The organism is Armatimonadia bacterium (assembly GCA_039679385.1).
GTDB lineage: Bacteria > Armatimonadota > Zipacnadia > Zipacnadales > JABUFB01 > JAJFTQ01.
On record JBDKVB010000034.1, the window covers coordinates 1 to 12619 of the forward strand.

The window sequence follows — 12619 nt, forward strand, 5'->3', positions numbered from 1 at the left end:
GAGATGCCGGGGGTGGGGCATGCCTTCCCTGCCAGTCAGTACCCCGTTGTGAGGGAGTGGATGCAGGGCCTCCTGGCTCACTAACGCAGGACAGTGATCTCAAGCTCTGCTGCCGTGGAGCACTTCCGCCTTTGGCGCATGACGAAGGTTACTCCAGGAGGAAGACAGATGAGGACGCTGGCCGTCTTTTCCGCGTTCGTGGCCCTGCTGCTATCCGCCGTGCTGAGTGTCGCACAACCCGCCATGAAGGTGAACCTCAAGCCCGGAGACAAGGCCCCCGACTTCAAGCTTCAGGCCTCCGACGGCAAGGAGTACCAGCTCTCCCAGCTCCTGGGCACGAAGGCGGTTGCGCTGTGCTGGTTCCCTCGCGCCGGAAGTGAAGGGGCCAAGATCCAGTGCGCCGCGCTGCAGGCGGCCATGGCCAGTCTGCCCACCGACAAAGTCCAGGTCTTCGGCTGCAGCACCGCTCCGCTGGACGTCACGGTAGCCTTCGGCCAGGCCGGGAAGTATGGCTTCCCGGTGCTTTCCGATTCGAACAATGCAGTGGCGCGGTCCTACGGCTGTCTCCGGCCGGACGGTCACTCAGAACGCTGGACCTTCCTCATCGACGCCAAAGGAACGCTGCTGTCCGTCAACAAGAACATCAGCGCCGAGACCCAGGGCCAGGACCTCTCGCGGATGCTTGTCGATGCCGGGCTGATGCCTGCGAGTGCAGTTCCACCACCACCTGCGACCGCAGTGGACCGCCAGGTGTCGCTGCAGGTCGGTGCCCTGACGCGCACCTGTCTCGTCCATGTTCCAGCGCCCCGTGAGGGTGCGGGGCCGATGCCGCTGGTCATCACTCTTCACGGTGCCCGCGGCTCTGGGAGGGGCGCTGTCGGCATGAGCGGCTTCAATGCCATGGCCGATCGCTATGGCTTCGTTGCCGCGTATGCGGACGGCGTCGCGGCCGTTCGGTCCTGGAACGGGCTCTTCGGAAAGATCCCCGGCGGTCAGGGCATCCTTGCCGACGACGTCGACGACATCGCCTTCCTCCGGGCGCTGATTGGGCTCCTGCACACCACCTGCAACACCGACCCGGCCCGAGTGTTCGTCTGCGGTCACTCCGCCGGTGCCTACATGGCCTACCGGACAGGCGTCGAGTTGTCCGATCTCATCGCCGCAGTCGGAATCGTCAACGGTTCCCTGGGCATCAAGTCGCTTGACGGCAAGCCCTGCGGAGCGACGATCCCCGCACCGGTTGCACCGATCTCCGTCATCCATATCGCCGGCCTCAAGGACGGCGTCGTCAAGTTCGCCGGAGGCCAGACGCCCAAGAACCTGTTCAAGTCGGCGCCTGACTGCGTCCGGTTCTTCGTCGAGGCCGACCAGTGCAATCCGACAGGCAAAGAGACGAAGGACGACGCGACGGGGGTAACCCGGACCCTCTACTCGGGCGGCAAGGCCGGCACTGAGGTCGAACTGGTCACCGTTGCCAACTGCGACCACGGCTGGCCGACCGTGGCGAAGGGTCTCTCCGCCAGTCAGGAGCTCTGGAGCTTCTTCTCCACGCACCCCAAAACGATAGCACCGACGCCGGGCGCAGGCTAGCCGCCGGAGGGCGTCGGTGCAGAGGAGCAGGGGACAGGCTACCACTTGGTCCTGCGCTACCGAATCGCCTCGTAGCGCAGGATCAGGCTTCCTCCCTTGGGTACGCGGGTCTCAAGACCTGCCAGAATCTCGCTTCCGGTGGCCTCCCGCACGGTACTCTCCAGAGCGTCGTTGACGAACTCCAGCTTGTAGCGCCGCTCCGCCGAGATGCCCTTCAGCGACAGTTCCAGCACCGGATAGGGACTCTCGTGCCGCCGGAACACATACAGGATCCCGGCGTCCAGGTCCGGCCGGTGGTACTGGAAGACGCACCAGTGGTCAGGGTCGATGCTTGGGCGAGTGTGCACGTACAGGTCGCCATACCAGTACTTCTGATTCGCCTTCGCCTCGGCGATGAGCTGCTGGGCGCGCTTCATGGGGAAGTCGGCGGCCCGGTAGTCTAGCTGCAGGATCGCTCCGGCCGTCTCTCCGCTGCGCAGGTCATAGGCTTCCGGTGCCCAGGTGCAGGCGGTGTGGAGCGGCACGTACTGGCCCAGTCCGCAGCTCTGAGCCTGGTTCCAGTCGACGTGCCCCGGTGAGCAGCTCGTGTCGCTGCGCCATAGCGGCATCGACCGGTGGAGCATCTCCAGGTCCATTCGCCGCCCGCCACTGGCGCAGTTGTCGATCCGCAGGCCGGGGTGCTTGGCCAGAAGCTCCTCCCACATCTCGTAGAGCCCCTCGACGTAGCGAATCTCCGTCATCCCCTGCCGGTCGGGAGCGTCGGCTGCCTGCCAGAACCGCAGCGGGTCGATGTTGAAGTCGTTGCGGTAGACATCGATCCCGTACTCCTCGATGCGCCGCGAGAGCAGGTCGGTCAGCCACCGTCGGGCCTCGGGGTCATCCAGCTTGAACAACCCACCGGCTGCGCCGCCGTGCACGAACTGCGGATGCTCGCGGGCGATCTGGGTGCCCTCGGCGACCCTCTCAGGCTCGAACCACACCACGAACTGCAGGCCCTTCGCGTGGCAGGCCTCGGCGACCGGCTTCAGCCCACGCGGGAACTCCTTCGGCTTTGCGCTCCAGTTGCCGACACCCTTCGGGAAGCCGCCCGGGAACCAGGCGGCATCGAGCCAGTGGGTGTCGCAGCCCAGGTTCGCCGCTGCCTCCACCGCCTGCACCTGCCCCGCTTCCGTTGCCCACTCCGGCACGGTCCAGCTGTAGCGGTCGAAGCACTGCAGCGCTACCGGCAGTCGTATCGGACGCGAATCCTGCTGCGGCACATAGTGGAACAGCAGCAGGCGCCGGAACTGGTTCTGCGCTGCTTCCCGGTCGCCTCGCCAGGGCATGAGCAGGATGCGGGGTGTGCGGATGCGCTCGCCGGGGTGCAGGATCAGGTGCGTCTTCTCCATGCCCGCCGTGATTCGCGTCGGACCGGTGCCGCTTCGTTCGAAGTCGGCGGCCCATTGCCCGGTCCAGCCCACGGCGACGATCGCACCCAGGTCGTTGTACTGGAGGTTGAAGAAGGGCACCGCGCTGATCGACGACGGCCTGCCTCCCGTCGGTGCGAGGTGCAGCGACTTGCCCGGCTCGAGCTTGCTGGTGAAGGGCAGGAAGGACTGCTCACCGCAGGCGTCGCCGGAGAGTTGGTGGATCTGCAGCGGAGTGCCTCCGTAGCCGCTGCGCAGCATCGTGTCGAGCGCCTGGATGCTCTCCAGAATCGGCGTATCCGCAGCGCCGGTGTTCTCGAAGCTCAACACCCAGTCGACCGCCGCGTAGCGGTCGAAGCACTTGGCCTCTGCCCGAACCACCAGCCCGGTCTTGGCGTCGCGCCAACTGACTTCGTAGATCGTCGCTCCGTCGGCATGCCGGGTCGACACCTTGCGCTCCCAGGTCGGGAGTAGCTCCGCCGAGGGCTTGCCGTCATAGACGAACCCGAAGGGCGCCGTCGTGCCTCCTGGGAGCAGGTCGATCTGGTTCTGGTCAAGCCACAGCGCGGAGCCATCCTGCATGTCGAAGCGGGCGTCGGCCCAGTCTGCCTGATCGTGGGCGACGCCGTCCTCTGTGCAGTCCACCTTGAGGACCAGCTCCTTCGCACCGGGCGTCAGGGCGACGGTCGCCTCGACGGGTTCCTGACCGCCGCGGAGGACCTCACTGCGGAAGGCCTCCTTGCCGTCGACCTCGACCGTGAACCGCACACTGCCCCGGACGCCGCCGGTGTTGTCATTGTTGTCGATGCCGAGGGAGGCGCGGAAGGCCTTCGCGCCCTCGGGCACGCGCACAGCAATCTCACTGTTCGCGTGGGTGCCGAGGCCATGCTCGAAGGACTGCCGGCCGATCCGGATGGGCGTGTCGATGCAGGAGCGGCGGAACTGGAGGACGCTGTGGTCCTGTCGCCGGACTTGGAGGTCGACGCGGGGACCGGTGAGGCCGGGCTGGGTGCCGGAGAAGACCTGGGCGCACCACTCCTGAACCTGGTGGATATCGCTGGGTGTTGCCATGACGGCGTCATCGGAGTACTCGAGGGGCAGGTCTCGATCTTCCATAGTCCATCCTTGCAGTGCCGCGCCGACGCAGAGGAGAGCGAACGCCGGCCAGAGTGAGTTACGCGCACCCATGCTCATCACGCCCAATCTCATCACGCCACGCTACCGCCCGCACCCGTCAACCAACCGCAGCCGTCAACGGGGTGGCGGTGTTCCTACCGAAGCTCGTGGGGCTCGTACTAACGCAAACCAGCACTATCGTTAGTAGCCCGCCGGGCTGTTAACGATTCGATGCCCTTTCGTTAACAGCACAGGCACCGACCAGGCCCTGCCGTGCAAAGACGGGGAACCTCAGTCCCCTTGGGCGGTGCCCTCCGTCCGGCGATTCGCTATGCAGCTGCCGAGTTCCTTCAGGGGAGGGAGGCCACCCGCGGACCACGGCAGCCGCGCCGCGGTCTGTTGCTTCTCTTGGGAGCAGGCGGTACGCGAAGCAGCAGATGTGGTGATGCCCCTGTCCGAGAAGGGACAGACGGCACGCAAGGGATCGCTGTTCGGGTTCGGTCCGCTGCCCGTCAGTCGAACCTGAATCCGAACAACCCACCGTCCGCGCCTTTGTCCGTCAGCCTGGTTGGCAGTACGTAGGTGGACTCGAAGTCGGACGGCAGGAGCGAGGCCGGGAAGTCATCCTCATTCATGGTAACGATGTACTGAAGCCCTGTGTCTGCGGTGAAGTCCACGCCGTACCGCAGGGCCTCGGCTACCTGTCGTTCGTCGACGGCATCGAAGATGTGGCTGTCGTGGATGACGAAGCCCGGGCCAAGCCCCTGCCTGGCCGCCATGGTGGCTACCGTCATATCAAAGCAGAAGATCGCCATGCTCTTGACGCCGCGACTGCTGTCGCCGTGAATCTGCGGGGTGATCTGCACTCCGTTGGACGCGGCTTCGATGGTGAGCGTCCCACGCCCGGCGTCACCGTAGATTCGGCTGGTGATGGCCTGGAAGGTCCTGATCGTCTCGTCAACAACCGATGTTCGCTCGGAGAGATCTCGCTGCAGACGTAGATGCAGTTGCTCGACCTCCACCCTCAGCTGCGTCCGCTCCTCCTCGACCTTGCGTGTCTCCTCCAGCTGCGTCCCCAGCCGCTCCAGCGCGACCTGCTCGCGCGTCAGTTCGCCCTGCAGGTGCCCAAAGTGCTCCAGCGCACCGTGGGACTGGAGTATGGACATGATCTCGGCACGACGGGCATCCAGGCTCTCGACCATGCTGTCTCGCTGGCGAATGCGCTCGCGGGCCACAAGCAGTTCGCCCTCGAGATAGAGCCGCCGGTTCCTGATCACAGACATGTGGAACTCGCGGACTTGGTCAAAGCGCGCCCGCACCACCGTTGGCATCAGAACGCCAAGTTCTGTGAAAACCGACAGGCAATCATCATCCTGTGGTGGAGCCTCCGATGCTATGGCTGACTCCATCTGCTCGACAATCACATGGTCAAGCGTGTTCTGGTCGGCTAGGTCTGCAAGGCTCGATGTGATGCCGGAAGCCTCACGCTCCAGTTCAGCGTACCTCGGGTGCACGCGGAATGTGTCTAGCTCCTCCTGCAGGTGCGTCGCCCGTGTGAGGGCCCTGGCGTGCTCGTTCTGGACCTCAGCGCTGGAGGCTGCTGCATCAGTCGCCCTCTTCCGGAGAGTTTCGTCCCTGTCGCGCATCAGTTGGCGTTGCTGGGCCAACCGCCAGTCGAGACCAAGGAGGTACGACAGGTTGACCTGCCAATCCCAGACGAGCTGCTGGCGAGTATGCGTGCGCGGCTCGTGGAAGCCACCGGACGCCTCCTTCCTCGCGAAGTATGCAAGGAGAGACCGGAGAGAGGGGGAGTACTGCTCTCGCCGGTCCGCGGCCTCTGAAGCGAGACCAAACACGCTCGCGCCTAGGCAAGCCCTCCATGCCGTGATGTTCAGTGAGCCAGCAGGCGGGGCGGTCGTGCCCGGCACCCCGATGTACGTGATCACCGGCTTGGACCTAGCGCTGGTTGTGCGAGAGACCTCGAGCCGTGTGTTGCCAACGTCCACGCTGGCCTCGAACTTGTACCCCCTGAGAGCCTCACGTTCTAGGAGATCGCCTCGCTCCCCTCCGAGGAGGTACCGAACCAAGTCGACCAGACTGGACTTCCCTGCTCTGTTCCGCGTGTCATGGCGGGTGGACTCATCGCTCTTGGTCGCCAGGAGCACATTGAGACCTGGTGCGAACCGGAGCCTCTTGAATGTGGGGAGATCGCTGTCTATGTAGTAGATCATCTCGGCTGTCTCCGGAGCGTGCCGTCATGCATCTCAACAAGGCCCATGGCGTAGAGGCAGTCGAGGGCAAGCACGAACCAGTCATAGGACAAGCAGGAGGGTGCGGTGCCGACGCCCTCGTCAGCACGGAGGGTCTCCCACACTTGGGAGACGGTTCCTGGAGTGTCGAGGGCTAGCAGTATCCTGGCCCCTACCGCCAGGAGCGATCGGTGTTCCGGGAGGTGCTTGGTTGGGAGTATCATGGTCGTTCAGTGCCCCGCGGCGCCTCGAATATCTCACAGGCGTCGAACAGATAGGTGAGTACCGCGTACACAGCGCAGCAGCGTTTGGCCGGGGCCAGAAGGTCGCCGCCGGCGAAAACCATGAGCCGGTGATAGATCTCATCAGGCGACAGGTGCTGCTCCTTCAGGACAGCGTACTCTTGCCCAAAGCGAGTACAGATCCTCTCACCGTACATCGCATCGTAGTAGCTTGAGATGAACTCATGCACGCGCGGGGCCCAGCGCTCTCCAGCCCGAAGAAGCGTGACAACCGCATCCGACAGGCCATTTGCAGTGATCTTGCTCGCCGGCACCGGACGAATCCACCGCGGGGGCACGGGGCTCGCCTCTCCCACGTGGTCGAGGACGGCCTCTAGGTCCCCGTAGCCCAGACTGGCAAAATCAGCCAGAGCGGGAGGGGCACCGAATATCGCAGCAGCGTCATCGTCCGAGAGTTCAGCCACGATGCGCTCAAGTTTGGATGGCCCCCAGTGCCCGACAGCGACGTCCTCATGTTCCTGGTCCAGTGCGTACAGTGCCTGCACGGCCTGGGGGGGAAGCCCTTGGCGAGCGTTGTGGACAAAGGTCCAGTTCTCGAAAGCATACTGATCGCACCAGTGCTCCATCGCGCCCCGGAAGTCGTTAGTGATCTTCTCGGTGCACTCGTGCGGGCTCATCCTCTCGGGGCCATAGCAGGCAAAGCAGCGCTTCTCTGGCACAAGAAAGCCATCGCAGGAGAAGTCGCCCACGGCCCCCCAGGGCTTGGGCATCAGGAACTGATCGCCGTACCGGCGGCCCATTATGTCCCAGAAGAGAGTCTGGAAGGCTGCCCCGAAGGCACGATACAGGTAGATGTCGAGCCTGCTAGTATAGTGGGCGCTCCTGAAACTGTCCATATTCTCCCCTGGTGCTTCTGCGGCCTGGCAGGCAGAACTCCCGGCCGTGTCTGTTCGCGAACGCTGCGATCGACTTGGCGAGTTCCTTGGCGTCAGGAGGGGCTGACCTGTACTCGACGAACTGACCCTCGCACACGCCGCTGACGATCAGGCCCTGCAAGTCCTCGACGCCCCGACTTCCAAGACACTGGCTCGGCGACGGGCCCGGTCGACATCCGTAAGGAGAACGTGGGAAGGGTGTGGAACTCCTCACTGTCCCCCGGTTGGGGAGGCGTTTCGCCGCAAATCACTAGATCACCTTCAGGCTATCTGCAGATTGTGCAAACCCTTCGGAGTGATATGATGAGTCCACAACCCATCACAATTGCCGCGGTGCAGCCCGCGGTGGCAACCTGCAGCGACGACCATCCCAGGATGGTCGCGAAGGCCTGGGAACTCGTGGCCAAAGCCGCCGACCAGGGCGCCCAACTGCTCGTCCTCCCCGAGTGCTTCAACGCCATCGGCCTCGACCCCGAGGAGACAAAGCGTCAGTCCCAGCAGGCCGAAGCCTTCGTCGATGCAGCCCGGGAGCGCTGCCGACAACTCGGCGTCTGGCTCCTGCTCCCCGTCATCGAGCAGCGGGGCGACCTGCGCTTCAACGCCGCCCACCTGATCGCACCCTCCGGCGAGATCGCCTTCACCTATGACAAGACCCACCTGACCATCACCGAGCGCCGCGACCTGGGCCTCACACCCGGCGAGTGGATCCCCGTCGTCGATACGCCCCTCGGCCGCCTCGGCGTCATGATCTGCTACGACGTCTACTTCCCCGAGGTCGCCCGCCTGCTGTCCCTGCGGAAGGCCGAGGTCATCCTGTTCCCCTCCCTCCAGCGCTCCGACACCCCCGAACGGTGTATGCTGATGAGCCGGGTGCGGGCGATGGACTGCGCCTGCCACCTCGTGCGTGCCGGCTACGGCCTCCCGGCGACCGAGGCCTACACCCCCGGCAAGGTCTACGGGCAAAGCTGTGTGATCGCGCCCGACGGAACCGTGCTGGCCGACGCCGGCCTCCATGAAGGCCTGGCCCTGGCACAGGTCGACCCGCACACACCCTGGACCCGACACCGCTGCAGCGGAGCACCTCCCGAGCCCGTCCGCGACTTCCTCCAGGAAGACCGCCGCCCGGAACTCTACGGGGACCTCACGCGACCCACTTCGACCCCCCTAAGCACCTGACAGCAGGTGTCAGGTGCTTAAGGCACGAAAAGCGCGCTGCGTCGGCACCGGGTCCTTGCCCTGAGGCCGACGATTCCGCTCGAAGGAGCCTGCCATGATGCGCCCGTCACTCTTTCTGCCGCTGCCCTTTCTGCTCCTGAGCCCGTGTCTCGCCCAGCAGCCCAGCCTCAAGCTGGCGACCAATCGCCCCGGTAACCTCTACGACTACCTAACGCCGGTGACCGTCTCCGTCAGTGCCACCGGCCTGACCGCGCCCCAGTGGACGCTCATGGACTTCGACCGCAAGACCGCCGCCTCCGGCAAGGTGAGCCTGACCGACGGCAAGGGCACGATCTCCCTGGGCCGGCTGCCGCTGGGCTACTACGAATTGACCTGCGCCGAAGGGCCAACCACCGCCAGGCTGCCGCTGGGTGTGATCAGGGACCATTCCGCTGCCCCGCCACGGGACACGCGGCTGAACACGGACTCCTCGATCGTCTGGAACTCGCGGCGTGAGGACTTCGAGGCCCTGGCGCAGATCCTGCGCATCGCCGGGGTCGGCTGGGCTCGCGACCGCTTCTCCTGGGGCGGCACCGAGCCCCAGAAGGGCGTCATCGACTACCAGCAGTACGACCCCTGTGCCGAGGCCTACGCGAAGGCCGGTGTACGCCACTACAGCCTCTTCCACGACACCCCCGGCTGGACCCGCGGCAACAACCCGGCCACCAAGAACCCCACCGACCTGCGCGAGGTGTATGCCTTCACCAAGCGCCTCGCCCAGCACTACAAGGGCCGAGTGAGGGCCTGGGAGATCTGGAACGAGCCGGACATCCCGCACTTCTGGCCGGACCTGGGCGACACTCTTGCGGGGCTGCAGAAGGCCGCCTACCTGGGGTTCAAGGCCGGTGACCCCGACCTGATGATCCTCCAGTCCTCCTTCTGCCGCGGGTACTGCAACTTCGACGAGTGCCTGATGGAAGCGGGCGCGAAGGACTACTTCGACATCTTCAACTGGCACGTCTACGCTCCGCCGGAGGGCTATCCCAGGGTGCTGGGGCAGTACCTCGAGCTTCTCGACAGGTACGGCTGCGCAGATCGGCCGGTGTGGCTCAGTGAGGCCGGTATCCGCGTCGAGGCCACGGAGCCCGGTGGTGAGCTGAACGCAGCCGCTGAACGTGCCCAGGCTGAGTTCGTGCCCAAGTGCTTCGCCTACAGCCTCGCGGCCGGGACAGACCGGGCCTTCTTCTTCATCTACCCCTACTACCTGGAGCGGGGTGTGCAGTTCGGCTCGATGCGCCGGGACCTGTCACCGCGACCGGGATTCATCGCCATCGCCGCCGCGGTCGACCTGCTCGGCGAGGCCAAGTACCTGGGCCAGTATCCGCTGGAGAAGGCCTCTGCGCTGGCCTTCGAGACCCCGCGGGGCAAGGTGCTCGTGGTCTGGAGCGAAAAGCCGCAGACCGTGGAGTTCGCAGCCCCGGCGACGGTGAAGGTAGCTGATCTCTTCGGCCGCGAGACGAATCCCGCGCTCTCCGAGGGCAAGCTGAATCTGACGGCCGGCCCGGCGCCGCAGTATGTGATCGGCCTCGGCGACGACCTGACCGCTCATCTGACCGGCGAGGTCCGCCCGGCAGGCAAGCTCCCGGACAATCACCCCTGCCCGGTGGTGGTACGTGGACAGGCGCAGGTGCCGACCATCGACAAGGCCCGCAACTGCTACCTGATCACCTCGGAGCCCTTCAAGTACACCGTGGAGGTGTGCAATCTGACCGATGCCGCACCCGCGCGGGGAGAGATCGCGCTGGAAGTGCCCGCCGGCTGGACCAGCGAGCCCCGGAAGGTGACTGTGTCGCTGGAGCCTATGGGCCGAGCAGTGCTGGAGTTCACCTTGAGCGGAGAGGTGCCGGTAGGGAGCGTACGCAAAGTCTGGGTGCGCCCCAGCTTCCCGGGCGTGCAAGGTACGACGGTGCAGCCCTCGGTCTCCTACTTGGGCCTGGACGCGAATCGCGTGAAGCCCCGGGAGACGCTGGACCTGAAGCTGGGTGACCCGAAGCGGTGGGTGGTGAACGTGGCGGGCAACGGGAAGCAGGAGATCGTTGCGGGGTCGGAAGGCGGCATCCGGTCCACGATCAGCTTCGCCGGACCGGGCGACCGCTGGTGCTATCCGCAGGCGAAGTTCGACCCGCCGGCGGACTTCTCGCACTATGACGGCATCGCCTTCGAGTACCGCTGCCACGGGGACGACGACAGCACGGTAGTGCGCCCGCAATTGATCGAGCAGGGCGGCTCACTGTACCATATTATGTCCGACTGGAAGGCGACGCAGGCCTGGACGACGAGGCAGTTCCCCTTCAGCGACACGGAGTGGGCCAGCTTCTCAGCGGCTGATGCCAACGGGAAGCTGGACCTAGACAAGATCGTGTCGCTACGCCTCGGGCTGAACACAACGAAGGACAAGGTGTGGCTTGAGGTCCGCAACGTGCGGTTGATCAAGTTCTGAGGGCTTCGCGCAAAGACTAACACGCCCGGCGCCTCGTGTATCCATGGCCGAAGCGCCGGGCGCGCTGTGCTCCATCCTCGCTGTGCCCGTTGCTTACTTCACCGGCTGCCAGGCGAAGAGGTCGACGTTCATCGAGCCGCCCATCTGCTCCATCCGCAGCCGGTGCTTGCCTGCGGTCAGGTGGAAGCTCATCGGCCGCCCCTGCTTGTCGCTGACCAGGAAGTACCGCCAGTCGTCGGTCACACGGCAGAAGCCGCCGGTGTTCTGCATCTGGGCCATGCAGGACACGGCTGAGCCAGTGCCGGCGTCCACCGTCAGCTCCCTCAGGATATCGTCATACTCGCTGGCGCCACGGACCAGAAGCTGGTAGTCGCCCTCCCGGGGCACCTCGAAGGTCCACTCCGCCCACTGCCCCAGAGTATCCCAGGTGGTGTGCGCCACACCGCCGGAAGCCCCGATCTTCTCGACCACCTTGCCCTTGACGTCGCCCTCTGCCGAGGGCTTCTCGGCCTCGGAGATCAGGGAGCCGGAGCCTGGTCGGAAGTCCCTGGCCAGCATCGTCGCCGGGCTGAAGCTCAGGTTTTCGGTCTCGAGCTTCACACCGGGCAACTGCGCCGGTCCGCTCAGAAGCAGAAGATGCCTGCCCTTGGTCAGCCACAGGTTCGTGCTACGGTCGTCGCCCTCTGCAAAGGTTAGCGGCCGGTTATCCAGCGTGGCCGTGAAGGCGGTGCCCGCGGGCAGGTCGAGGCTCAGTCGGCAGCGATCCATCTTCGCTACGTCGAAGGAGGTCCACCAGTAGCTGCGGATCTCCTCACCCATGGGCAGACGGTAGCCCTGCCAGTCAAGGCCGTTCCGGCTGACCTTGAGTATCTTGCCAAGGTCGAGACCGCCCTCCAGCGCGAACTGGCTGTCTCCTGCGGGTACCTGTCGGGCCTGTCCTCCGAGCACCTGGATCGAGGACGCCTCGGCCACACTCGCATTCACAAGGGTACCCTCGGGGTTCCTGACCAAGGAGTAGTTGCCCGACTGGCCGGCGCGGAATAGGTCTCGGCCCTGGAGCTTCAGGTAGGTTCCGCCGATCAGGATCGCCCGGTCTATCGTGCCCTGCGCGTCCGTGGTCACCGAGCTCACGGTGCCGTCGCTCTCGAGACCGGCCACTCGCAGCAGGCCGGTCTGCCCGCGCTGACGGAAACAGGTAAGGGTGGTCTGTTGCGGGGTCTTGCACTGGGCCGCCAGGCCGCCCTGAGCCGGGATCGCCTCGAAGGTGGCGTTGTCCGTGTCGCCCTCGCGCTGGATCTGCAAAGCGACCAGGAACTCCTCGTTGCTGCGCTTGCTCTGTGGAGTCGCCGTGAGAGTCCACTCATGCGCGTACTGATCCGGCGGCACCGGCCGGGTGCTGTAGCCATCCACGGGCTCCACCGGGTAG

The 12619-nt window shown here is 65.3% G+C and carries 8 protein-coding genes; 3 read left to right on the plus strand and 5 right to left on the minus strand.

Annotated features, from left to right (window positions below; translation table 11 throughout):
* Window positions 1–168 precede the first annotated feature (168 nt).
* Complete coding sequence (locus ABFE16_03415) at window positions 169–1590, plus strand: redoxin domain-containing protein (GenBank protein MEN6344324.1); 1422 nt, start codon at window positions 169–171, stop codon at window positions 1588–1590.
* A 56-nt stretch (window positions 1591–1646) separates the two neighbouring features.
* Here the strand turns inward: ABFE16_03415 and ABFE16_03420 are convergent, their stop codons facing one another.
* The 4 genes from ABFE16_03420 to ABFE16_03435 all read right to left on the minus strand — a co-directional run bounded on the left by ABFE16_03420 (window position 1647) and on the right by ABFE16_03435 (window position 7499).
* A complete protein-coding gene (locus ABFE16_03420; GenBank protein MEN6344325.1) occupies window positions 1647–4112 on the minus strand; it encodes an alpha-galactosidase in 2466 nt (821 codons plus the stop codon).
* Window positions 4113–4624: 512 nt separating this feature from the next.
* Window positions 4625–6343, minus strand: a complete 1719-nt coding sequence (locus ABFE16_03425; protein ID MEN6344326.1) for an ABC-three component system protein — start codon at window positions 6341–6343, stop codon at window positions 4625–4627.
* Window positions 6340–6585, minus strand: coding sequence for an ABC-three component system middle component 6 (locus ABFE16_03430; GenBank protein ID MEN6344327.1), 246 nt, complete (start codon window positions 6583–6585; stop codon window positions 6340–6342). Before ABFE16_03430 ends, ABFE16_03425 begins: the two co-directional genes overlap by 4 nt.
* Window positions 6582–7499 (minus strand): ABC-three component system protein, encoded by a 918-nt coding sequence (locus ABFE16_03435; protein MEN6344328.1) that lies wholly within the window; start codon window positions 7497–7499, stop codon window positions 6582–6584. The genes ABFE16_03430 and ABFE16_03435 overlap by 4 nt, the downstream gene beginning before the upstream one ends.
* Before the next feature lie 339 nt (window positions 7500–7838).
* Between ABFE16_03435 and ABFE16_03440 the strand changes: the two genes are divergently transcribed.
* Window positions 7839–8714 (plus strand): carbon-nitrogen hydrolase family protein, encoded by an 876-nt coding sequence (locus ABFE16_03440; protein ID MEN6344329.1) that lies wholly within the window; start codon window positions 7839–7841, stop codon window positions 8712–8714.
* A gap of 94 nt (window positions 8715–8808) precedes the next feature.
* Window positions 8809–11193 (plus strand): carbohydrate binding domain-containing protein, encoded by a 2385-nt coding sequence (locus ABFE16_03445; GenBank protein MEN6344330.1) that lies wholly within the window; start codon window positions 8809–8811, stop codon window positions 11191–11193.
* Window positions 11194–11286: 93 nt separating this feature from the next.
* Here the strand turns inward: ABFE16_03445 and ABFE16_03450 are convergent.
* On the minus strand, window positions 11287–12619 hold a 1333-nt coding region (locus ABFE16_03450), incomplete at its 5' end, for a hypothetical protein (GenBank protein ID MEN6344331.1).

Bases quoted from the DNA above. Each gene is read 5' to 3' on its own strand.
- ABFE16_03415 (MEN6344324.1), top strand. From the start codon at position 169: ATGAGGACGCTGGCCGTCTTTTCCGCGTTCGTGGCCCTGCTGCTATCC.
- ABFE16_03420 (MEN6344325.1), bottom strand. From the start codon at position 4,112: ATGGAAGATCGAGACCTGCCCCTCGAGTACTCCGATGACGCCGTCATG.
- ABFE16_03425 (MEN6344326.1), bottom strand. From the start codon at position 6,343: ATGATCTACTACATAGACAGCGATCTCCCCACATTCAAGAGGCTCCGG.
- ABFE16_03430 (MEN6344327.1), bottom strand. From the start codon at position 6,585: ATGATACTCCCAACCAAGCACCTCCCGGAACACCGATCGCTCCTGGCG.
- ABFE16_03435 (MEN6344328.1), bottom strand. From the start codon at position 7,499: ATGGACAGTTTCAGGAGCGCCCACTATACTAGCAGGCTCGACATCTAC.
- ABFE16_03440 (MEN6344329.1), top strand. From the start codon at position 7,839: ATGATGAGTCCACAACCCATCACAATTGCCGCGGTGCAGCCCGCGGTG.
- ABFE16_03445 (MEN6344330.1), top strand. From the start codon at position 8,809: ATGATGCGCCCGTCACTCTTTCTGCCGCTGCCCTTTCTGCTCCTGAGC.